The 24,447-nt window shown below is 43.8% G+C and carries 16 protein-coding genes and 1 pseudogene; 11 read left to right on the top strand and 6 right to left on the bottom strand.

Translation table 11 applies throughout. From position 1 onward, the window contains the following. Positions 1 to 21 precede the first annotated feature (21 nt). The 4 genes from FTU86_RS11795 (at position 22) to FTU86_RS11780 (ending at position 8,476) form a co-directional block, all read left to right on the top strand. On the top strand, positions 22 to 4,533 hold the full coding sequence (locus FTU86_RS11795; RefSeq protein ID WP_180036877.1) for a translocation/assembly module TamB domain-containing protein: 4,512 nt from the start codon (positions 22 to 24) through the stop codon (positions 4,531 to 4,533). 107 nt (positions 4,534 to 4,640) lie between these two features. Next, the gene (locus FTU86_RS11790) at positions 4,641 to 5,000 is read left to right on the top strand and encodes a hypothetical protein (protein ID WP_016659081.1); all 360 of its coding nucleotides are present in this window, start codon (positions 4,641 to 4,643) and stop codon (positions 4,998 to 5,000) included. A gap of 271 nt (positions 5,001 to 5,271) precedes the next feature. Continuing rightward, entirely contained in the window at positions 5,272 to 5,541 is a 270-nt protein-coding gene (locus FTU86_RS11785; RefSeq protein ID WP_075166864.1) for a hypothetical protein, read from the top strand. 295 nt (positions 5,542 to 5,836) lie between these two features. After that, positions 5,837 to 8,476, top strand: a complete 2,640-nt coding sequence (locus tag FTU86_RS11780; protein ID WP_005178661.1) for a bifunctional aconitate hydratase 2/2-methylisocitrate dehydratase — start codon at positions 5,837 to 5,839, stop codon at positions 8,474 to 8,476. Positions 8,477 to 8,538: 62 nt separating this feature from the next. Here FTU86_RS11780 and FTU86_RS11775 read toward each other — a convergent pair whose 3' ends face one another. Further along, positions 8,539 to 10,488 carry a hypothetical protein gene (locus tag FTU86_RS11775; RefSeq protein WP_104484058.1) on the bottom strand — a complete coding sequence of 650 codons (1,950 nt, stop codon included), beginning with the start codon at positions 10,486 to 10,488 and terminating at the stop codon, positions 8,539 to 8,541. Positions 10,489 to 10,614: 126 nt separating this feature from the next. Here FTU86_RS11775 and FTU86_RS11770 point away from each other — a divergent pair, with 126 nt between their 5' ends. The 4 genes from FTU86_RS11770 (at position 10,615) to FTU86_RS11755 (ending at position 16,122) form a co-directional block, all read left to right on the top strand. Continuing rightward, positions 10,615 to 10,836 carry a hypothetical protein gene (locus tag FTU86_RS11770; protein ID WP_104484059.1) on the top strand — a complete coding sequence of 74 codons (222 nt, stop codon included), beginning with the start codon at positions 10,615 to 10,617 and terminating at the stop codon, positions 10,834 to 10,836. A gap of 124 nt (positions 10,837 to 10,960) precedes the next feature. Further along, positions 10,961 to 12,184: a sodium/glutamate symporter gene (gene gltS, locus FTU86_RS11765; protein WP_104484060.1), complete on the top strand. Its 1,224-nt coding sequence runs from the start codon at positions 10,961 to 10,963 to the stop codon at positions 12,182 to 12,184. Between the two features lie 583 nt (positions 12,185 to 12,767). Further along, positions 12,768 to 14,990, top strand: coding sequence for a DUF6351 family protein (locus FTU86_RS11760; protein WP_180036879.1), 2,223 nt, complete (start codon positions 12,768 to 12,770; stop codon positions 14,988 to 14,990). Positions 14,991 to 15,384: 394 nt separating this feature from the next. Continuing rightward, a complete protein-coding gene (locus FTU86_RS11755; protein ID WP_005178643.1) occupies positions 15,385 to 16,122 on the top strand; it encodes a hypothetical protein in 738 nt (245 codons plus the stop codon). Here the strand turns inward: FTU86_RS11755 and thiM are convergent. From thiM to FTU86_RS11740, 3 genes are all read right to left on the bottom strand, one after another. Next, the gene (thiM, locus tag FTU86_RS11750) at positions 16,119 to 16,982 is read right to left on the bottom strand and encodes a hydroxyethylthiazole kinase (protein ID WP_016659073.1); all 864 of its coding nucleotides are present in this window, start codon (positions 16,980 to 16,982) and stop codon (positions 16,119 to 16,121) included. The two genes, FTU86_RS11755 and thiM, sit on opposite strands and share 4 nt — an antisense overlap. Positions 16,983 to 16,993: 11 nt before the next feature. Continuing rightward, positions 16,994 to 18,160: a hypothetical protein gene (locus tag FTU86_RS11745; RefSeq protein ID WP_005178640.1), complete on the bottom strand. Its 1,167-nt coding sequence runs from the start codon at positions 18,158 to 18,160 to the stop codon at positions 16,994 to 16,996. A gap of 195 nt (positions 18,161 to 18,355) precedes the next feature. Further along, positions 18,356 to 18,613, bottom strand: coding sequence for a hypothetical protein (locus tag FTU86_RS11740; protein WP_005178638.1), 258 nt, complete (start codon positions 18,611 to 18,613; stop codon positions 18,356 to 18,358). 664 nt (positions 18,614 to 19,277) lie between these two features. Here FTU86_RS11740 and pepN point away from each other — a divergent pair. Continuing rightward, complete coding sequence (pepN, locus tag FTU86_RS11735; protein WP_104505379.1) at positions 19,278 to 21,884, top strand: aminopeptidase N; 2,607 nt, start codon at positions 19,278 to 19,280, stop codon at positions 21,882 to 21,884. Between the two features lie 240 nt (positions 21,885 to 22,124). Further along, positions 22,125 to 22,340 carry a hypothetical protein gene (locus FTU86_RS11730; RefSeq protein ID WP_005178631.1) on the top strand — a complete coding sequence of 72 codons (216 nt, stop codon included), beginning with the start codon at positions 22,125 to 22,127 and terminating at the stop codon, positions 22,338 to 22,340. A 70-nt stretch (positions 22,341 to 22,410) separates the two neighbouring features. On the opposite strand, the gene FTU86_RS11725 is transcribed toward FTU86_RS11730, so the two are convergent. Further along, positions 22,411 to 22,857 carry a universal stress protein gene (locus FTU86_RS11725; RefSeq protein ID WP_005178630.1) on the bottom strand — a complete coding sequence of 149 codons (447 nt, stop codon included), beginning with the start codon at positions 22,855 to 22,857 and terminating at the stop codon, positions 22,411 to 22,413. Positions 22,858 to 22,963: 106 nt separating this feature from the next. After that, entirely contained in the window at positions 22,964 to 23,407 is a 444-nt protein-coding gene (locus FTU86_RS11720) for a universal stress protein (RefSeq protein ID WP_005178628.1), read from the bottom strand. A 284-nt stretch (positions 23,408 to 23,691) separates the two neighbouring features. Between FTU86_RS11720 and FTU86_RS11715 the strand changes: the two are divergent. Continuing rightward, a pseudogene (locus tag FTU86_RS11715) lies at positions 23,692 to 24,333 on the top strand (alpha/beta hydrolase); the annotation flags it as partial. Positions 24,334 to 24,447: the final 114 nt, after the last annotated feature.

Raw genomic sequence — 24,447 nt, 5'->3', positions numbered from 1 at the left:
AATTAAGATTTAGAGAGAACTATGGCTGAAGTTGAACAGCAACCAAATACACCCGCGCCTGTACCCAAAAAGCGCAGAATAGTCAGAAGTGCCTTGTTGTCACTGCTGTTTATGGTGGTGTTGCTGGTATCGGCTTTGGCAATCATGTTCTCGACCGACCGTGGCAGTAAATTCCTGCTCGACCGGGTGCTGGAACGTCAGCAGATCATTCAGTATGAATATGAAGGCGGAAACTTATTACGCGGTATTATCCTGCGCAATATTCTGGTTACGCTAAAATCAGTCGATGTCAAAATTGACCGCGCTGATGTCATGCTGGGCTGGCGCGCCGTGCTGAATAAGGAAATCCATTTTACCCATGCCGATGTGCGTAATCTGCAAATTACCACCAAAGGACCGCCAAGTGATGGACCATTCAAGTTTAATGAAATCCGTCTGCCTTTTGTACTCCGGCTTGATCATGCCGATCTGGACCGTTTGCTGATTCAGACTTCAGGTGGCAGCAAAGTCAATTTTTATGATGTGATCCTGAACGATGCGCTGTGGTCGGGCACCAAACTGGAATTTGAAGATTCCAGTATGCGTATGGATTATCTGTCGGTCAAAAATGCCAGCGGCGATATGGATTTTTATGGCAAATATCCGCTGAATGCCATTGGTGATGTGAATTTACCTTCGTTAAACAACAGCCTGAATATTCATGATATTAAAGTCGTCGCCAAAGGGTCTTTAGATACCGTTCAGGCCGGGGTGGCGACCTATACGCCCGATTTGCTCACCGGTTGGGTGGTGCTGCATCCAATGCGTAAAAATGTGCCGATGTTTGGCGAGCTGCAGTTCAATCAATACCATTGGCCGCTGTTACAAGACTGGGAGCTGTATACAGAAGACGGCACAGCCAAGTTTAAGGGTGATATCAAGCGTCTGGATTTAGATGTCGCTACCGATCTGACAGGTAAAGATATTCCAAAAGGACAATATACCGCGCTCATGCATACCGATCTGGTCAATCAGCTGAACATCAGCAACTTAAATGGCCAGCTGATGCAGGGCGCCGTGAATGTGGCTGGTGTGGTCGGCTGGAACGAGCGCGTCAGCTGGGATATTACCGGTCGCCTGGACAAGATTAATCCGAAAGACCCACTCATTCCGCAAGTGGTGCAGGATTTTCTGCCGCCAAGTCTGGATGCTCAAATTGCCTCTAAAGGCCATTTAGAAAATGGAACTCATCTGACGGCGCAGGTCGATTTCGACCGCTATGAAACCTGGAACCTGAAACTGGATCAGAATGCGCCGAAAAACCGCCAGCCAAACCCCATGGTACTGGATGTGCGCTGGAACAATATTGACCGCGCGATGCCTTATATTGGCTGGTTATCCAGTGAATCGGGTGATGTGCAGATGGCCCTGGTCGAAGGCCAGCAAAAGATTTTTGTCGCAACCCAGGTGGCGCAGCATGAGCAGGGTGCTTTACCAGCGGGCATGTATAAGGCTGAGCTGAATCTGAAGAACAATAATCTGGATGTACCAAGCTTTAGCTATAACGCCGGCGCCAGCACCTTGACGGGCCGTGCGCTGATTGAACTGCCAACCGACAAACGCCAGCTCAAATGGAATGCTACCTTAAACGCGGACAATTTTAATCCGAAAATCATTGCTGATGCTGCTCCGGTCAATCTGCTGAATGGCCGTTTGCAGGCCAATGGTTTTGCCCGTCCAAACCAGCAGATTATTCATTTAAACAATATTGATTTACGCGGTCGTCTGGCCGAGCAGGATGAAACGGTGCATCTGACCGGGAACAGTACCGTGGCCTTGCTGTTTCATGATGAGCGTGCGGGTGGCGGCTTCAAGAGCTTTGCGGTCAATTATGATGGCGCACTCAACAGCAGTCTGCTGCAAGCCAGTCAGGGCAGTTTAAAGCTGAAACTGTCCGGTACACCGGAGCTGATCAAGATTTCAGACCTGCGTCATGACGGTGTGGCCGGGCAGATTCTGGCCAATGGTATGCTGAACCTGAAAAATAGCATTGGCTGGAACCTGAACGCCTCTTTAATCCGCTTTAAACCGCATTATTTTGTCTCGAGTGTGCGCGGCGAGCTGTCGGGCAATGTACGTACCCAAGGGGTTTGGTCAGATCAGCTTAAACGCATCAATATTGAAAAGCTCAATCTGGCCGGCATGATCAACAATAAACCGGTACGTGGTACCGGTAATCTGGCCCTGTTGATGGATGCCAATCAGCAAGGTTTCCTGCCGCAGCAGTTTGAGGCCAATAATTTATATCTGGCCTATGCCAAGAACCAGATTCAGGCTACTGGTAATGCACAAAACCTGAGAATCAAACTGAATGCACCAGCACTGTATGAACTGTATGCCGGTTTGCGTGGCCGTGCTTATGGCTATTTAAATGTGCAGTCGCAACCACGTTTGCAGGCCACCGCCAATCTGGTGGTCGATGATTTTGGTTTAAATAACCTGTTTAGCGTGCGTAAAATGCGTTTACGCGGTGAATTGCCGACCTCGGAAAATACCCCAACCTTGCTTACGGCCAGTCTGGAAAATTTACGTAGCGGCAACCGTGAAATTCAAAAAGGCGAGATTTCACTGGCCGGTACCCGCCAGGCGCATCTGCTGAAAGTGAAAGCGGAAAACCGTTTAAGTAGCTTCTATGTGCAGCTGGCCGGCGGCTTTAATGCTGAAAATAACTGGCTGGGTCAAATCCAGAAAGGTGATTTTGACTCCTTAAGAACCCGTCTGGTGCAGCGTCAGAATGCCTCGGTCATCTTCCAGACCAAAACCAGCGATCTGTTTGTGGGTGCGCATTGCTGGATGAGCCAGCAAAGCCAGTTGTGTTTTGACCAGCCAATTCGGGTCAATAAAAACCGAGGCAATCTGTCCTTTGTAACCCGCAATGTCGACCTGAACGATTTTGCCGCCTTTATGCCGGAAGGTCTGGCGATTACCGGTAAAGTCAATGGACATGCCAAAGCCTCCTGGGCACAAGGCCAACGTCCAAAAATTGATGCACGTCTGGTAACCCGTAATGGGGTCATTGGTCTGGCAGGTGATGACCCGCAAGAGCTGGGCTCGACCTTAAGCTATGATCAGGTGGCTGTGGTGGCTAAAAGTATTGCCGAAGGTCTGCAAATTCGACTGGATGTGAAAACCCCGGAAATTGGTGCCGGTTATGCCAATGTTATTATTGATCCATATACCGAGCGTAAGCCGATGCGCGGTGAAATTGCCTTTAATGAAGTGCAGTTAAAAGTCTTTAAGCCGTTTATTGCCGATGTGCGTTCTATGGCCGGGGTATTGTCCTTTGCCGGTAAGGTCGGTGGTACGTTAACCCAGCCATTACTGACCGGTGAAATGCGTCTGAAAGATGGTGCCATCAGCATGATTTCCCTGCCGGTGAACCTGACCAATGTGCAGCTGTATTCCTCGATTCGACAGGATTCGGCCACAATTAATGGAGCATTTAACAGTGGTCAGGGCGTGGGACATTTAACCGGTCATGTTGACTGGAAAGGCGTACCGAAAATTCAGCTGAACTTAAAAGGGGATAATCTGCTGGTGCGTCAGGCGCCGCTAATTACTGCCATTGTGACGCCGGATTTATCCATGGAGGTTTTCCCGACCCAGAAACGTTTAAGCTTAAATGGCAAGGTCGATGTGCCGCGTGCGTTAATTTCCATGCCTGAGGCTTCCGATCCGGTGGTGAATCTGTCTTCGGATGTGCGTGTGGTGCATGAAGGGCAAGACCAGCTGGCGGTATTACGCTCTGCGCGTCCTTGGGATATTCGTGCCGATCTGGAACTGAATCTGGGCGATCAGGTCATCTTCCAGGGCTTTGACAGCCGTATTCCACTGGTGGGCCGTCTGTATCTGAGTCAGCGTGGTCTGGAAACCGCCATGCGCGCCAATGGTGCAATTGGGGTTAGCCAGCGCGTCAAGATTGAAGCCTATGGCCAAAGTCTGGATTTAAACCGTGCCATCGCCCGTTTTAATGGACCATTAGCCAACCCGAGTCTAGATATTGATGCCAACAAGAGCGTACAGGGCAGCGTAGTCGGGGTGCGGGTGACCGGAACGGCTTCTGGTCCGAATATTCAGGTCTATAACGATGCCGGCTTGTCCGAGCAGGAAGCACTAAATGCCCTGATTACCGGCCGGATTAACGAAGGTGCCAGCGGTTTAAGCCAGACCGACAGTTTCCGTTCCGATGTCAACAATACCATTGCGGCGGCAGGTATCAGTCTTGGTTTAGGCGGCACGCGAGCCCTGACCAACCAGATTGGGCGTACCTTTGGTTTAAGTGGGTTGGCTTTAGATGCACAGGGTACGGGGGATGATACCCAGGTCAGCCTGACCGGTTATATCACTCCGGATCTGTTTATCCGTTATGGCGTGGGCGTGTTTACCCCGGTGAACAAGCTGACTTTGCGTTATCAGATGAACAAACGTTTGTATCTGGAAGCCAGCCAGTCGCTGGAACGTGCCGTGGATATTTTCTATAACTGGCGTTTCTAAGCCGTCTAATCTGGACTATAAAATGCGCTCAACCCGGGCGCATTTTTTCTGGCCGATTTCTCATTCACGATAACTTTGATTATCATAGCGGAAATAGGAGAGTATGCATGAACAAACTATTCGCTTTGGCTGCCGTAATTGCATTGGCTGGCTGTGCAGAGAAAAAGCCCTTAACCCCGGAAGAGCAATGGAAAGGTTACTGTACCAGTGTTGGCAATGCAGCACGAACCATCATGCTGGATCGTCAAAATGCCATTGAAAAAGATCAGGCACTGGCTCATGCGGACAAAGTGGAAGATGAAACCACACGTAAATTTATTTTTGAGATTATTGAAACGGTCTATGCCATGCCTGAACAGGAAGTGAAGGGCGATGTAGATGCCGCGCGTGAGAAAATTAAAACGCAATATACAGAAAAATGTCTGGCTACGCCGTATGACGAAATGCCGGATTATCGACGTTTTTAAGTCATGAACCCAAAATGCCAGATGACATATTTGTAATCTGGCATTTTTTTGTGCTTAATATTTCTGCACATGAATAACAATAATCAAAATTCACTGCGATGATCTATATTTTAAGCGGATATTGAACTTACTTTTCCTTCCTCTACTTACTCCTAAATAGCCTAAGCAATATAAATATATATTGTGACACTTTTCTTTAGCACCAATATAGAAAAGCTTATCTTTTTAATGAATAATGGATTTAACAATAGCCAGAATAAAGGAGCGCATCATGGACGTGATTGGTTATCTGCATCATGCAGATTTGCTCTTGGAAGATGAACAGGGCGTGACCATTATTGGCAATAGCAACTATGTGCTCAGTATTGGAGATAAAGTCTATTTTCAACAACTTATTGATGCTGACAGCAAGCGTTATCAGGTCAATATCTCCTTTGCCAGTGCCGGGCATAGTACCCTGCATGAAGATCAAATTCAGGTCAAATTTGAGGGCAGTCGCGAACATCTGCAGCAATATTTAAACAGTACAACGGTACACTAAGGTTGAATAGTAATTGGAACCCGGAAAAGGCAGCATAGTGTTGCCTTTTTTCTATTTAGAATTCGGTTAAAGTGGATTAAAAGCAGCAATGACGGGTCTAAACGTGCTCCGCTTGATTATTGTATAAACAATATGAACATCATTTAGTTATAAAATAATGAGCATCACAAAGAAACACCTTCCTTGCATTAACTTTTAACTGGAATTTTAGTAAAATTTTGCAGTCCATATTACTTGTGAAGCTTTGAACAAGCTGGAATTCACAGGTAATTTTTTAAAAAAGAGGAATAACACCGTGCTAGAAGCTTACCGCCAACACGTTGAAGAACGTGCCGCACTCGGAGTCCCACCGAAGCCACTTGATGATGCTCAAACCGCTGCATTAGTTGAATTATTAAAAAACCCGCCAGCTGGTGAAGAAGCTTTCTTGGTTGATTTGCTTGAAAACCGTGTTCCAGCGGGTGTAGACCAAGCTGCTTATGTAAAAGCTGCTTTCCTGTCTGCTGTTGCAAAAGGCGAAGCGACTTCTCCATTAGTTTCTAAAGAACGTGCGGTTTACTTACTAGGTACTATGCTTGGTGGTTATAACGTAGCGCCTTTAGTTGAACTTCTGGAAAATGCTGAACTTGGTGGTTTAGCGGCTGACGCTCTGAAGAAAACCCTGCTTGTATTTGATGCATTCCACGACGTTGCTGAAAAAGCAAAAGCGGGTAATGACAATGCGAAAGCAGTACTTCAATCATGGGCTGAAGCTGAATGGTTCACTAGCCGTCCAGACGTTCCAGAAGAAATCAAACTGACTGTTTTCAAAGTAACAGGCGAAACGAATACTGACGACTTGTCACCTGCACAAGACGCGTGGAGCCGTCCAGACATTCCATTGCACGCAAATGCAATGCTGAAAAACGTTCGTGATGGTATCAACCCAGAAGTTCCTGGTGAAGTTGGTCCATTAAACCAAATTAAAGAACTGATCGCGAAAGGCAACCAGGTTGCTTACGTTGGTGACGTTGTTGGTACAGGTTCTTCTCGTAAATCTGCAACGAACTCTGTGCTTTGGTTCTTCGGTGACGAACTTCCACACATTCCAAACAAAAAAGACGGCGGTTACTGCTTAGGCGGTAAAATTGCTCCGATTTTCTTCAACACCATGGAAGATGCGGGTGCATTACCAGTTGAGATCGATGTTTCTAACATGAACATGGGTGATGAAATCACTCTGAAAATCGATCACGCTGCTGCAAAAGTAACTGCGTTCAAAAACGGCGAACAAATTGCTGAATCTGAACTGAAAACTCCAGTGCTTCTAGATGAAGTACGTGCCGGTGGCCGTATTAACCTGATCATTGGTCGTGGTTTAACTGGTAAAGCACGTGAAGCTTTAGGTCTTGAGCCATCTTCTTTATTCCGTACTCCAGTACAACCTGCTGACTCTGGCAAAGGCTTCACTTTAGCGCAGAAGATGGTTGGTCGTGCATGTGGTCTTCCAGAAGGTCAAGGCGTTCGCCCTGGTACTTACTGCGAACCTAAGATGACCACTGTTGGTTCTCAAGATACAACTGGTCCTATGACTCGTGACGAGTTAAAAGACCTGGCGTGCTTGGGCTTCTCTGCTGACCTGGTAATGCAATCTTTCTGTCACACAGCTGCGTATCCAAAACCAGTTGACGTGCAAATGCAACACACACTACCTGACTTCATCATGAACCGTGGTGGTGTATCTTTACGTCCAGGCGACGGTATTATCCACTCTTGGTTAAACCGTATGCTTCTTCCAGATACAGTTGGTACTGGTGGTGACTCGCATACTCGTTTCCCAATTGGTATTTCATTCCCGGCAGGTTCTGGTCTGGTAGCGTTCGCTGCTGCGACTGGTGTTATGCCACTGGATATGCCTGAATCTGTACTTGTGAAGTTCAAAGGTAAAATGCAGCCTGGTATCACTCTACGTGACCTGGTACACGCGATTCCTTACTACGCAATTAAAGAAGGTGACCTGACTGTAGAGAAGAAAGGTAAGAAAAACATCTTCTCTGGTCGTATCTTAGAGATCGACTTAACAGAAATGGAAACAGACTTAACTGTTGAGCAAGCATTCGAATTGTCTGATGCTTCTGCTGAACGTTCTGCTGCAGGCTGTGCGATCACGCTTTCTGAAGAGAAAGTTGCTGAATACCTACGTTCTAACATCACCATGCTGAAGTGGATGATTTCACAAGGTTATGGCGATGCTCGTACTATGGCGCGCCGTGTTGAGAACATGGAAAAATGGTTAGCAAACCCATCACTGCTGAAAGCTGATGCTGACGCTGAATACACTAAAGTGTATGAAATTGACCTTGCCGACATCAACGAACCTATCCTGTGCTGCCCGAACGATCCAGATGATGCGAAACTGCTTTCTGACGTTCAAGGCGACAAGATTGATGAAGTATTCATCGGTTCTTGTATGACGAACATCGGTCACTTCCGTGCAGCTGGTAAACTTCTAGACAAAGTTCCTGGTGGTTCTTTATCTACTCGTCTATGGTTGGCTCCTCCAACGCGTATGGACGAACACCAGTTAATGGAAGAAGGTTTCTTCAACATTTATGGTAAAGCTGGCGCGCGTACTGAAATGCCAGGTTGTTCATTATGTATGGGTAACCAAGCACGTGTTGCTCCGAACACGACTGTAGTGTCTACCTCTACACGTAACTTCCCGAACCGTTTAGGTCAAGGCGCGAATGTATACTTGGCTTCTGCTGAGCTTGCATCTGTTGCTGCGGTTCTTGGTAAATTACCAACTCCAGAAGAGTATCAACAATACGCTTCTCAAATCGACAGCATGTCTGCTGACATTTACAAGTACTTGAACTTTGATCAAATGTCTGAATACACAGATGCTGCTGAAAATGTAGATACGAAGAAAATTGCTGCTGCTCAATTAACCTAATTTATTGAAAAATAAATTAAATTGAGTTAGAAATAAGGGCCGAGAAATCGGCCCTTATCTTTTTAGTTATATAGACAAAATGCACCTAAATTTCTAAAATCATTTAATTTTATAAAAGATTTATCTGTATCAGATATATCTTTTACAATACCTTCAAAAGCAGGGTGTAAAGCTTTTAAAGTTTCAAAAATAACTGCGTTATCTAGTTTTAATGTATTTAAAGTACTATGATAAACTTCTCGTAAATCATCATTATTGTGTAAATTAAATATTAAAAGAATTCCTAGAATTACTGCATATTCGGAAGAAATTGGCCATAAATTTGAAAAAACTACGAACTGATTTTTTAATAAATTTGATGCGATACCCTTATGGAAAAAGTTTAAATTAATTCCTTGATGTGCCCCTGAACATGCATTTAGGATAATAATGCGCTGATATTCGCTCGCATTATCAAGATTGTCAAAAACTGAGACAGGTATTATATTTCCTTGGTTGAATTCTAAGCTATCTATTTGTCTTGATGAGTGTTCATAGTTTCCATGTGCAGATATATATATATGTGTAAAGCTAATATCATTAAGAATTTCTTTTATTTTGGATTCTGATGGGTTTTCAATGATGAGTATGTCTTCCTTAAAATAATTTTTAATAAAGTTTTTTTCAAAATCTGGCATTAAAGAGTTCTCACTTAACAAAAATGCAAATTTCTTACTGTGATGGAAATCCTTCATTTCCTTTAAAGAATAATTTATGATTGGGGCTAACTTGCCGAGATGGTTGAGAGAAGCTTGAAGTGGATGACTATGAGAAGGTACTATCGTTAAATAGTTGAGCTGCTCGTAAATATCTGAATTAAGAGAGTAACAATCAATAGTCGAATCTAAAAATTTAGAGAAATCAAATTCGTTATTAGGAAAACCATATGGTTTTCCTTTATTTTGATATAGTACATTTAAAGGACTGTCTTTTAAAATGGTAGATAAAGTTAAAGCTTGATTTTCTATATCTATAATTTTTTGGTACTTAGGGTATTGATCTAAAGAAAAATAATTAAGCTGTTCATTATTTGTCAATAAAGAAAATTTTTGATAATTTGGAATCAAGATTCCATGCTGGCTACTAAATGAAGCTAGATTTTCATTTTGATTAATTAAATTTAATAATGTTAAACATTTAGGATAATCTCCTTTTTTAAAAATTGTTGCGAAAATATTTTTAAGAAACTCTGTATTTCCTGATTTAATTGTATTAATTATATCCTCTTCAGTTAAAATTTTGGTTAGCTCCTGATAAGAGTATTCGTAGTATTGTTCATGGAAGAATAATTTGAGTAAAATTTGAATTTTTCCTTCATGAGTGAAATTTTCAGATTCTTCGTCGTATATAGTTTTAATGCTCTGAATATTTTTTATTCGTATGTCATTATTTTCTTTAGTATTTGGTTTTTGAGATAAAATAAGATCCTGTGTAAGTAAAATAGGTAGTTCCCATTCTAATTTATTTTCAGACTCTTCCTCACTGGGAAAGTATTTAATAAGAATCATATGAGCTACATCTAGAAGTGGATCTTCATACTGAATTAGATAATGAATCACGGATTGTAATGTGTGTAATTGATAAAGAAAGGTAATAGTTCTAGAAGGCTTAAGAAAATGTTGAATTAATGGGAAAATTAAAGACCCTAATTTGCACATAGGATCATAAGTTGTCCAATAATAGTAACAAGCACGTAACCATTTATAGAAAGGTTCCTGATTTTTTCTTATAAAATGTACAAAATTTTCATGTGTTAGGAAATAGAAAAGGTGTCCTTCTGATAAAAGAGTTGGGTTATATTTATCAAAATGCTCTTTGGTTAGTTCCTGTCCACTGAAGAAACTGTAAATTGGGTCTCTTAATAAAAATAAGTTAGATGTTTTATTGTTATAAATATCCAAGGCATTTTTTATCTGATTTGTATAAAATAAAAAATTATTAAAAGTAATTTCATATTCAACAGTTTGATTCATTTTTTTCTCGCTAATTTCGAAAGTATGGTTCTATGAATTGAATTTATAATAACTTATTTAAGCTTGGGTTTAATGATTATAGTCTGTGGTATAAGATATATATTATTTATATTATAAATTTATTGAATGCCCAAACAATCCCGATTCCTCTGTATTGGTGGTTTCCTTAATGGAACACAAGTCAAAGACCAAGGCGACAGCTTTGTCTGCGTCGAAAATGGTAAACAGGTGAATTACCATAAAAAGGAAATCTTCCATCAAGATGCTTGGGATCATGATTATTATGTTTGTGAAAGTACGACAGACCAGCAAGCACACAATTGGGTTTATGATATTCCATCGTATTAATTGAATCTATTTAGGACATAAATTAAACAATTACTAGAAACAATAACTTGCATAACATTTCTAAAATTGATTTTTCATACTGTTTTCCTAAAACTGTATGAAAATAAAGCTAATAGGGAATGTTATGAATTATGAAATCGATGCCTTTGGCACCTTGGTGATTGCAGTATTTTTTCTTTTTATTGGGCGGTATCTTGTTAGTAAAATTGGCTTCTTTAGAAACTATAACTTACCTGAACCTGTAATCGGCGGTCTAATCGCAGCGATTACAGCTTTTATTCTCTATAAATTTTTTAATATCAGTGCCACATTTGACTCAGAAATTCAAACCATTCTGATGCTGATGTTCTTTACCTCTGTTGGTTTAAGTGCAGACTTTACCAAGCTCAAAGAAGGTGGGAAATCACTGCTGATCTTTCTGGTCTGTGTCATTCTATTTGTAGTTGTACAAAATGCGGTTGGCATGAGTTTAGCCACAGCACTTGGGCTTGATCCATTGATTGGTCTGATTGTCGGTTCTGTTACCTTAACGGGTGGACATGGTACTGCCGGTGCTTGGGGTGAAGTGCTTGAAACTCAATATGGAATACAGGGGGCAATTGTCCTCGGAATGGCAAGTGCTACTTTTGGTTTGATTATTGGTGGGCTTGTGGGTGGTCCGGTTGCCAAATTCTTGATTAAGCGAAATCAGTTGGCAGAGACAGTAGCGCAAGAGACCAATGAACAACAACTCGATACTAGCATCAACACCGCACCCTTCGAATATCCAAAGAAAACCCGGTTGATTACAGCCAGTAATGCAGTGTCGACTTTGGGGATGTTTGCGCTATGTATTTTTGTTGCGAATGAAATGACAGAGATCAGTCAGGGAAGATGGTTTGAACTGCCGACCTTTGTCTGGGCTTTAGGTACAGGAGTAATTGTACGTAACTTTCTGGAGCATGTTCTGAAAGTCGATATTTTCGACCGTGCCATTGATGTATTTGGCAACGCGTCATTGTCCCTGTATTTATCTATGGCTTTACTGTCACTGCAACTCTGGTTGCTGGCCGATTTGGCAGGCCCGCTCATTACCATTTTGTTTGCGCAGACAGCGGTACTGATTTTATTTACCGCAATTGTGACCTTTAGAATCATGGGAAAAAATTACGATGCAGCCGTATTGGTAGCAGGGCATTGTGGTTTTGGTATGGGAGCAACCCCGACTGCGATTGCCAATATTCAGGCGGTCACCAATAGCTATGGTCCATCACATAAAGCCTTTTTAATCGTACCGCTGTGTGGTGCATTTTTTATTGATATTGTGAATGCTGTGGTGATTCAGAGTATCATTGCATTTTTCGGTTAAATTTTAATACGACTTCAAAATCATATAGACATTAAAAAGCCCCATGGTTAGGGGCTAGTCGTACCACTCACGTGATACTCATATAAGGCTCATCTCATACTGAGCGTATTAAAGCACACTCTTTTACTTAAACCTACGAAAGTTTTTCTGATCTGTTAGTCATAAATGGAAGGTCATAGTCAAAAGTGAGGGAGGAGCAAGTTTTATCGCTCAAAATTAAGCATTTTTTATCTGAAATTTGGATGTTTTAAATTTCTCATTTCATCGTTAAATGGTTACAAAAATTTTCCAATAAGACGGAAAATATTACACGGGAATAAAAGAATTTAATCATTTACCAAGTTAATTAAAGTAAAAGTTATATAACTATTCATCTTTTTAGTCATGCAAAATAGCTTGAAATTAAATCAGATATTCAGAAGCAGAATTTGGTTTTTATCCCTGATTTTGGTGATTTTTTAAAACAGCCCATAAAACAATAAATAACAATAATGACAATAGTTGTTGTCAAATTATCTTTATGCTCATGAATGAAGTTATACATATAAAAACTTCAGAAAAATAATAATTTATGGATGAGCGTATGAAAGGAAAACTGGTATTCAATAGCCTCAATATTGCGGTGTGTAGTGTCATATTGTATGGCTGTGGTGGCGGAGGTGGAGATTCTTCCGGTTCAGGAACATCTTCAAAAGTAGAACGGGAAATGGTGGAGGTGTTATCCACCCGGCCAGATTTAATTACAGACTCGGATGTATTGCTGAAACTGGATCTGCCCGATGATATTCAAACTACGGCGTTGAAAGTGTCCCTGAATGGACAAAATATTAGTGATGCATTTGCCAATGAGCAGCGCCAAGCCTTAGTTGAAGGACTTAAACTGGGAGATAATCAACTCAAGGTTGAAGCAGGGCGTTATTATCAGAATTTAAGCCTGATCAATCATCCTTCGAGTGGACCATTACTGTCTGGCCCGCAGTTAAAGCCCTGGACCTGTACTAATGCGTCGACCGATCAGTTCTGTCAAAAGGCTGTGCAATATAACTATTACTATAAAGATCGTTTGGGACTCATTAAAAGTTATGACCCGGCACAACCGCCGGCCAGTCAGAATATTGCCACCACCACTACCGATGAAGGACTAACGGTGCCATTTATTGTGCGTGAGGAAGTGGGCTATCAGAACCGCGATGAATACCGTTTTGCGGTGTTGTATGATCCGAACCAGCCGTGGACCGCCTTAAAGCCACAAGCGCAATTTAACCATAAACTGGTGGTCACGCATGGCCAAAGCTGTGGTAATGATTACCAGTCTGCCTCTGCGCCAACGGTCATTGCCACTTCAAGTTCCATTTTGCCTGATGTCACCATTTTGGCTTTAGGCCGCGGCTTTGGGGTGATGTCGACTGCACTGTCTCATAGCGGTCATAACTGTAATCTGGCGATTCAGGCAGAATCGCTGATTATGGCCAAAGAGCGTTTTATTGAGCAGTATGGCACCTTGCGCTATACCATCGGGCAGGGCTGTTCAGGTGGTGCGCTGGCAGCACAATGGGTGGCCAATGCCTATCCGGGAATTTATCAGGGGATTTTACCCACTTGCTCATTCCCTGATGCCTGGAGTACCGCTTCACAGTTCGCCGATTATCACCTGATGATTAATTATTTCCAGACTCCAGAAGGCCGTTTAAGCTTCTTGCCGCATCAGATTGCGCATGTTCAGGGACATATTTCTGAAATTAATGGCTATGTCAGTGAGCTGGCCCAGTTTGATGTGGCGCGGCCAAATACCATCTGCAAGGGAATTTCATCGGCGCAGTTATATCATGCCACCAATAATCCTCAAGGCATTCGTTGCTCGATTCAGGATGCTGCAATTAATTTGCTGGCCCCACGTCCAACGGAGCTGTGGACCGAAACTGAAAAACGGATTGGTCGCGGTTTTGCCGGCCTGCCGATGGATAATGTCGGGGTACAATATGGCCTAGACAGCTTGATGAAAAATATCATCACCCCAGAACAGTTTGTACAGTTAAACGAAAAAATAGGCGGTGTGGATATTGATATTCAGGCGGTGCCTGAACGTCTAGAAGCCAATTATACGGCGCTGAACAATGCCTATCGTAGTGGCTTAATTAATGTTGGGAACAACCTGAATAAAGTGGCGATTATTGACTGTCGAGGTCCGGACCCGGCGCTGTTCCATGATTCCTATCGTGCCTTTGCCATTCGGGCGCGACTGGAAAAAGCGCATGGCAATTATAATAACCATGTGATTTATGGCGGTGATCTGGTCATGATTGCCGATGCCAAATGTCTGGAAATCAGCTTTAATGATATGGACCGCTGGTTAAGCAATGTCGAAAAAGACTTAAGTGATTTGCCTATTGCTGCCAAACTGACCCAAAACAAACCGGCAGATGTAAAAGATGCCTGTATTACTGCAGGCATCATTAACCGCGAGAATCTGTGCAGCACGCTCAGATTACCGGTATATGGCACACCGCGTATGGTGGCCGGGGACAGCCTGACCACCTATGCCAACAAGTGTCAGTTGAAACCTTTAAGTGTGTCGGATTATGGCAATACGGTCCGCTTTAGCAATGAACAGCTCCAGCGATTGCATCGGGTTTTCCCGCAAGGCGTGTGTGACTATAGCCAAGCCCCAGTTGGCTTTGCTGACACCATTGGCTGGATGAGTTATCAGGATCGGCAGGGCAGCGTAGTTTATGGAGGACAACCTTTGCCTGCGGTCAGTTCATCGGCTGCACGCGGCTGGGCATCTAAAGCTTTCCAGTTGTTTTAATTCTTCACACATTTTTTGTTTCACAAAAACCAGTGATTTTTCACTGGTTTTTTTATGATTCATTTTGATTTTTAGTTGAAAATTCAGTAATATAACGACGGTTATTTCGCCGTTGTGTAGATGGCAGGCAGATAACCTTTGGTCGAATTAAAATGTTAACCAGATCTCATTAATTCGCTGAATTATCAGGTTTTTTAGCGAGAAAGCCCAGATAAGCGTTGTAAAATCATTAGATTAAATTTACTCACAATTATTTTGATTAATATGAATTATTTCATATAATTACAATGATTTATCACAAAATGGACAAATCCAGGAAAATAGTGATAACTGATTCCGGGTTGTGACACTAAAATGAGTCTGAAAAATTAAAACAATCATAGGGTGAAGGATTATGGATATCACTGAGACGGTGTTTGACTTCAAAGCCTTATCCACACAACAACAAGATTATTTTTTTGAAAAAATTGCCGAGTTTGATCAGCAGGTGTTTACGTTAACCTGTGAAAAGGAGCTAAAGAAATATCTGTATGACCCGCAGGCAATTTCGGTCACTATTATTCAATATCATCATCGTGGCAAACTGGTCGGGCAGACCATTATTCCACTGTTGGCCTTAACCCTGTTACATCAGCCAATTCTGGTGGTCAACTCACGCGCCAGTTTTTTAAAAAGCTATCGCCATCAATACAACCATAAAATCATCAACAGTGCGCTCAAAGCCATGCTGAACCAGCGCTTTAAATATCCTTTAACGCCCATGTGGTTTATTGCCACCATCAACCAGCCGAAGCTTTATGCACATTTTGTATCACGTGTTCGGGGCTTTTATCCACGCAGTGATATCCGGATGCCGGAGGATTATTTAAGCGTGTTGCAGGTGATGGCCAGCCGGCAACACGACATCCAGAAGCGTGATGAAGATATTTATGTGCACCAGACCTGTGTGCCGCTGCGCAGTGAAGAAGAACTGCAACAGTTAAGAGTGCATGCCAATCCGCATTGCGATTTTTTTCTGCAACACGCACCGGACTATTTTGATGGCATCGGCCTGATGTGTATTTGCCGTTTAGACAGTAAAACCCTGACCGAAACGGCACTCAACTTTGCTTTGGACTGGAAGGTGTCTTAAGGCGCCAGAAATTTTAAATCGGCATGTTCACGGATGGTGTCCGCATCCAGACTGAAAATTGCATCTATAAACGCCACATTAAAACTGCCAACCTGTGAACTTTGCGCGTGGGCCAGTTTTCCGGCAATGGCAAAATGGACATGCGCGGCAATGGTGGCAATGGTCACCGGACTGACCGCGGCATACGCTGCAATTAAAGCGCCTAGGGCACAGCCGGTTGCGGTGACTTTGGGCTGTAATTCCGAGCCACCATTCACCTGCACCACCTGTTCAAGCTGTCTGGACAGAATAAAATCGGATTCACCGGAAATGGCAATACATTCGGCATGCGCCAAGAGGCTTTTGGCCTGTGCATATACCGCGGTGCTGTCCAGGGTCGAATCAACACCTTTGGATTCTACCTGTGCGCCGGCCAAGCCGCCAATTTCCGACGCATTGCCGCGAATCACACTCGGTTGAAAGGCCAATAGCGCATCAACCATATCTGAGCGCCATTTTAAGACGGGCCCATAACCGACCGGGTCCAGCACCCACGGTTTGGCAAGACGCTGGGCCGTTTCTGCCGAAATCTGCATGGCCTGCATCTGTTCGCTGGTCGGTGTGCCCAAATTAATACTTAAGGCGCTGCAAATACTGCTAAAGCTTTCTGCTTCAAAAGGATTATCAATCATGGCCGGTGATGCACCGGCAGCCAGCAGAATATTGGCGGTGTAATTGGTGGCGACACTGTTGGTGATACATTGCACCAGTGGTTGCCGGGTTTTAAGCAGGCTCCAGGCTTCAATAATTTTTTCAATCATTGCCGCGGTTTCATCGGGCAGGCTGCTGTCAAGAGTGGAAAGCTGTTCTGGATAATTCATCAGTTACCCCTTTATTGGGTAAAGTAGTGGTCTTGCTGTTTACAGCGACGGCAGAACAAGGACACATAATGCTGGGCATCATAATCGACATCCAGTTCATCCGAGCCGCAGTGCATACAGCGTTTTAAGGCATAAAATTTTAAGCGCGGTTCAATCTTTTCCCAGATTTTCCAGATCGGTTGTACAAAGATCATTTCATCATAATTGAGAAAACGGAAAAATAGAATTTCCACCATTTTGCTCATCGGTAGTTGTGGTGGATGTGGCAGCGTGGTGGTCATCCATTTTTCTTGCAGGCCACGTTCACGGTACTGTTCTACGGTTTTTTTCAGCAGATTGGTATTAATGAATTTTTCATTGCGCGGCTGTAATAATTTCTGGCCATGCAGATAATCCAGCGCGGTTTGTACCAGATAAAAAATCTGACCCGCTGCCAGGCTGTCCAGCAGGCGAAAACACAGGCTTTTAAAACTGTTATTGCCAGAAATTTGCACCTGCCAGATGCGGCAATAAAACTGCATGAACTGCACCACTTTTTCATACATCAGTTCATAGATGGCATCTTTGACTTCATCTGAACTGTGAAAGGGCACGCCCTGACTCAAATTCTGGTAAAACCATTGTCGAAGCTGATGGGTAATACTGAACAGGCTCGGCTCCGAATAACCGTCCAGCCGCACATTCACATAATACTGGCCGGCTTCATCGGCAAATTCCTTGGCCACCAGAATCTGCTGGTCAAGCAGCTGTTTGATCAGCTGTTTCTGATATAAATAGTTGGGTGAAAAAGGCTGGAATTTAATTCGCTCCCAGTAAATATATTCATCATGCTGGGTATTTTCATGTACCTGATCGTCCAGCATCGACAATAAAAACAGTTTCTGGATAAAGCTTAACTGATTCAGCTTGTGCTCAATCATGTCTTTATCTTTGCCTTTATTTTTGAGCTTGCGGTTTTCCTGTACCAGCGCTTCTTTAATCAGCTGTTTGCGTTTTTTTTCACAGGCCGGGCAATGACAACTGTGCAAATTGCCCGGATACACTTTATGTTCGCAGTAACTGCACTCGTGATAGCTCAGCTCCTGATCGTACTGTTCGGCTTCCACCCAATACATGGCAGCGCGGCACAGCGGACACGAGGTGCTTTCATCTAACTGTTTTTGCAGAATCTGGAGCATATTCAGGTGCAGTCATCATTTTAGAAATAGGATGTCTGGATTATACATGGCTGGGCCGCATTGGTTTGCTCAAAAAAACATAAAGCAGAAAACTTGGACACTATGCTGAATTTAAACGCCCTGACTTGAACAGCTCTTTTTCATAAAAAATACGGCAGGACGCCGTATTTTAAATGGAAGTTAGAGGAGAGAAGATTATACCGGACACGGTAGCGAATCATCCTCCTCACCAAGTTGCTTGGCCTGAATTAGCGCCTGTACTTTTTTGCTTGGGATTTTCTTGCTGCCCAGGGCATCATAGGTATTCAAAATAGAGGTAACTTCATTGGTCTGCATGGGAATGCCTTCACAGCTCATAAAGAGGGCAATCACTTTATGGTCGATGTTGGCCTGATCGAGGGTTTGCAGGGTTTTAATATTTTCTACACGGACGATATGCTCTTTTAAATACATCTCACACCTCTTCTCGTTTTTTCATCATTGTTATCATGCGCTCGGCGCCTTTAAATACAAGCAAGAAGCGTGCACAAAATGTAGCCGATTTGAAAATAATGTAATGACCTACGCTGAAATGGCGATCCATCCAACTGAAAGCGTCATTTAGCCGATAACTGTTTGACTCTAGAAGCGAAATTGAAAAGCTAAATTTGAATAAATCTCCCTTCGCAAATGCTGGCGAATTGTCACCGGATTTATCTTGACGAAGTCTAAATAAGCCTCTGTTTAGACTTGGGAAATTATCCGGTTTTATCTCGCAGTATATTTTTAGCTGCACATATCACAGGTCTTTGATTACAGAATGTAGTCAAGTGGCAGCTTTATGTAGGAACTTGTATCTCAATAGCGCAGAATTTCAGGTCAGATGGGCAGAACAGCACCAGCATGGCGCAACACCAGCGCGAGAAGATTTTAGCGGGCAGATTAAGCTGTTGGATTCGCTGCATAATTCAGCATCTCTGTATTTTTAAACAGATTTAGTTGAATGATGAATTGAAAAGTTGTGGCCGGATGCCCATATTAGAACAGAAGCGCATTCAGCAGACAGACTGAAAAAGTTGGCGTATGATCAAGACATCATCCGCATAATGCCCCGGCGTATAAACAATTAGGACATGATATGAATATCGCAGCAAATCCAGTGGTTGAAGCAGACCAAACTATTTATTTAAAAGATTATCAAAAACCTGCATTTCTGGTGGATTCAATTAATCTGGATATTCAGGTGTATGCAGACCACACCATCGTCAATGCTATTTTGGAGATGCAGCGCCAGACCGAAGGTGATCTGGTGCTGCTGGGCCGTGACCTTGAGCTGAAATCTATTCATTTGAACAGTCAGCAACTGACCGAAAATGACTATCAGCTTGATGCTGAACAGCTGGTAATTCAGAATGCGCCAGATCGTGCACGTATTGAAACCCAGGTGGTGATTCATCCGGAAAGCAACACCATGCTGGAAGGTCTGTATCAGGCTGGTGATCTGTTTGTGACCCAGAATGAGCCGGAAGGTTTCCGTAAAATTACCTTCTATCCGGACCGTCCGGATGTGCTGTCGGTATTTACTACCCGGGTGGAAGCCGATAAAAAATATCCGGTGCTGCTGGCCAATGGTAACCTGATTGAAAAAGGCGAGGTCGATGCCCAGCGTCATTATGCGATCTGGCAGGACCCGACCAAAAAGCCAAGTTATCTGTTTGCCTGTGTGGTCGGCGATTTAGCGGTGCTGAAAGACAGCTATGTGACTTCTGAAGGCCGTAATGTGGCACTGGAAATTTATGCGGTAGAAAAAGATATTCCTAAATGTCACATCGCCATGGAAGCGTTAAAACATTCCATGCGCTGGGATGAAGAACATTATGGTCTGCCGTATGACCTCGACAACTATATGATTGTGGCGGTTAGCCAGTTCAATATGGGCGCGATGGAAAACAAGGGCCTGAACATCTTTAACACCTCTTGCGTGCTGGCCGATGAAGAATACACCACCGATGCGGCAATTATGCGGGTTCAGTCGGTCATCGCACACGAATATTTCCATAACTGGACCGGTAACCGGATTACCTGTCGTGACTGGTTCCAGCTGTGTCTAAAAGAAGGCTTGACCGTTTTCCGTGACCAGTCGTTTTCAGAAGATTTACAATCGGCCGCAGTACAACGGATTGATGATGTCGCTGTATTAAAAGCGCATCAGTTCCCGGAAGATTCTGGCCCATTGTCGCATCCGCCACGTCCAGATCATTTTGTTGAAATTAATAACTTTTATACCGCCACGGTGTATGAAAAAGGGGCGGAAATTAACCGCATGATGTCGACCTTGCTCGGCAAGGAAAAATTCCGCGCGGGTACCGATGAGTATTTCCGCCGTCATGATGGTCAGGCGGTGACGGTCGAAGACTGGGTTGCGGCACTGACTGCGGGTTCAGGCGTTGATTTATCGGCATTTTTAACTTGGTATAACCAGCCGGGTACTCCAAAACTGCAGGCACATGGCGAGTATGATGCTTCGACTCAAACCTATCGTTTAAGCTTTAAACAGAGCCTGAAAGCGCATCCGAAATATCCAGACCTGAAAGCCGTGCCAATTCCGGTGGCTTTGGCGCTGTTTAATGCTGAAACCGGCGAGCAATATGCGCTGCAATCTGAGGCCCTGTTTGAAAATGGCGTAAAAGATGGCGTGTATCTGTTTGATCAGGATGAGGCAACCATCGAATTTAGCGGCATTAATGCCAAACCGGTGGTGTCGCTGTTACGTAATTTCTCGGCGCCGGTAAATCTGGAATTTGATGCCAGTGATGCCGAGTTGGCCTTCCTGATGCAGTATGAAACCAACGGCTTTAACCAGTGGCAGGCGACCCAGACCTTGCTGGAGCGCATTTTGCTAAATGGTCATGCGGTAGAAAGTTATCTTCAGGCCATGAAAAACACGGTGCCGGCACTGGTCAATCAGGACCCGTTACTGGCCTCACGAATTTTTGATGTACCAAGTGAAGGTTATTTGGGCAGCCGGATTGATCAGCACTATAGTCCGGTGGACATTCAGGAAAAACGTGAAGCCTTGTTAAATACGCTGGCGCGTGAATTGGGTGCTTTCTGTAAGGAAACTTACTTAAGTCTGGACCCGGACCTGCAAAAAGAGTTTTCACAGGCCATGGGCGTGCGTGCGCTGAAGAATATTATGCTCAGTCTGATGGCACGTCAGGGCGATACCGAAGCCTTTGATCTGGCGCATCAGCAGTATCAGAATACTGGCAATATGTCAGAACGTTTAGGCGCGCTACGTGTACTGGTCTGGAATGATGCACCGCAAGCCGAATCCTGCCTGCAGGATTTCTATGACCGCTTTAAAGATGAAGCGCTGTCTTTAGACCAGTGGTTTACTGTACAGGCCTCCCATCCAAATGCAACGGCTGAAACCATTCATACCTTAACCCAGCATCCGGACTATGATCTGGGTACGCCAAACCGCATTCGTTCGGTCAGTGGTGGTCTGAATATGAATCCGGTAAATACCTGGAGTTTTGGGGTGCAGCATTATATCCATCTGGCCAAATACCTCGATGAAAAGAACCCGATTTTAGGTTCACGTTTGCTGCAGGTGCTGTCACGCTGGTATACGCTGGATGAACCACAGCGCAGTCAGGTACAGGTGGCCCTGGAAACCTTGAAGCCCTTGGTGAAATCGAAAAACGTGGTTGAAACTTTAAACAGTATGCTGAATGTCTAAACCGGTGCAGCTTTCGCTCGAAAAAATAGAATAATGAAGATTTATTTTATTTTCTCGGTATTTAGCTGTAACTTTATGTGAACTTTCCCGCATATTCGCGGGGAGTATGCTAAATTAAGGCTGAAACGTGTTTAGATAATTTAAATAAAAAAGCTCATCATTGTGGTGGGCTTTTTTATTTTTAGCCTGGAAAGGTTCAGGTGAAAAAGCCGGGTTCTGGCGTGAACAAGAGGTTGAGTGATGCTGGTTAAAATTGAAGATGGTTTTTACTTGAATTCACGACATATTATTGCGTTAAGAGTGAACAGAATATTGAATGAAGAGCGTTTTATGGTGTCTATTGAATATACACCACACTCGATGCAGGACAAGGGGCTGTATCAGCGCATCTTTCCGAATAAAATTGAAGCAGAACTGTTTTTACAGGCATTGCATCAGGAAATTTCCAAACCCTGACCGCTGTTCAGCAGATTTAAAAAAAACTCCTCACGTTGAGGAGTTTTTTTATGGCAGCTTTAGATTTACTTTAGACTTTCACAATTAGCACCGGAATAGGCGATTGGGTCAGCACGTTTTGCGCTACGCTACCCAGCATCATTTTCTTGAAACCGGTCCGGCCATGTGAGCCCATAATAATCAGATCGGCACCGACTTCATCGGCAATCTGCATAATGCCATCTGAGGGTGAAACGCCGTGTGCCAGTTTCTGATCGACCTGCACGCCTTCACGCTGGAAAGAATCAAGAATTTCCTGCAAGCGCAGTTTGGCATTTTTTTCGGCCTGCATGAAATAGTCGGTAATGGCCGGAGCAACTTTATAAAAATCGACGCCGACAAATGGGTCAACCGCAATCACGCTCATTACCGTGACCTGGCAGCCTAAATCTTTGGCCAGACTTAAAGCCTGTTCTACAGCAGCATAAGAAATCGGGGATTCATCCACTGGAACAAGAATATGTTTATAGCTGGTCATGACAGTTTTCCTTATTTTTACATATGAATATCGCGGGCTTTATTGAAACTGACAGTGAATGAAAGTACATCAAAAGCATTCAGGATTCTGAGCTGTAGTAGGGCAATTAGGCCTTAATGACCAGCACCGGCAATTCAGAACTGCGCAGTACATCCTGAGCAAAACTACCGAGCAGGAATTTCTGGAAGCCTTTACGACCGTGTGAACCCATCACAATCAGGTCAACGCCCATTTCTTGTGCAGCTTCAACCACATGCTTGGCCGATACTTCACCTTCCACAATTTTAGTACTTACAGTAACGCCTGCAGCTTCGGCAATTTGCTGGCCTTCTTTCAGGGCTTTTTGTGCATTACCGTGTGCCTGCACAAAGTATTCTTTCATGATGGCAGATGAATAATAGAAATCGGCATCAGTGAACGGGTCTTCCGCCACCAGACTCACCAGACTCAGCTGACTGTTAAAGGCACGGGCAATTTCAGCTGCATGTTGCACCGCAGAATAGGAAATTTGAGAACCATCGACCGGAACGAGAATATGCTGATACGCCATGGAGAAACTCCTTATTGATATAATGAACTTAATGTTTAGCTATACTCTATAGATAGCACATCACCGGGGGGCATTCAATTTATTCCGGTGTTCTGTCTGCAAAAAAGATACAGATTTTCAATCACAATACCACTTAAGTAGGTCTTTGATTTAACAAATAATTCTGACTGGAATACTCTACATTGTCAGATCGCATTGTCGTGAAAAACCGGGTTCCATCTGCGCGGCGGCTGCTTTATAGTGAAGAAAAATAAAACAGCTGTATAAACAGGAAGATGGGTGAAATGAAGTATCTGATGTTAAGTCTGTGCATGAGCTTGCTGCTGGTGCTGAGTGGCTGCCAAAGCACAGCCGGTAATAGCCGTATTATTGCTGGCGCATTTAATCTGACCACCCAATTGCAACAGAAACTGATGGATCGGGATGCACCGCAGCAGGTGCGGGTGCTGGAAAATATCCAGTATCAGCAAGATCCGGATTTAAGCCTGGATGTCTATTTGCCAGCACAGACACCTGATGATACCGGATTACGCCCGGCCGTGGTCTGGATTCATGGCGGTGGCTGGATTTCCGGTTCCAAAGCCCATGCGCGCGGTTATTTTAAACGGCTGGCAGATGCCGGTTATCCGGTGTTTTCACTGCAATATCAACTGGCGCCAGCGGCGACTTATCCCACCCAGTTACACCAGATTAATCAGGCACTGGCCTATATTCAGGAACATGGCGCGCTGTTTGGTGTTGATGCCGAGCAACTATTTCTGGCTGGAGATTCTGCCGGTGCCAATCTGGCCAGCCATTATGCAGCCTTGTTGAGTAATCCGGAATTTGCCGCGCATTCGGAATTTGTGCCGGTTCTGGCCTTAACACAGCTGAAAGGGGTGATTTTGCACTGCGGGATTTATGATTTACCGTATTTTCTCTGTACACGACAAATTTCACAGAACCCTTATCCTATCAGGATTCTGCTTTCTTAAAATTGCCAAAATTTCCTTAAACTCTTCTTTTTTCCCAAAACCAATTAAACGCTGAATCGCCATTTG

Source organism: Acinetobacter sp. YH12155 (assembly GCF_013418255.1).
GTDB lineage: Bacteria > Pseudomonadota > Gammaproteobacteria > Pseudomonadales > Moraxellaceae > Acinetobacter > Acinetobacter indicus.
The sequence above is the reverse complement of the archived record's forward strand: the minus strand, read 5'-3'. Positions and strand labels throughout refer to the sequence as shown.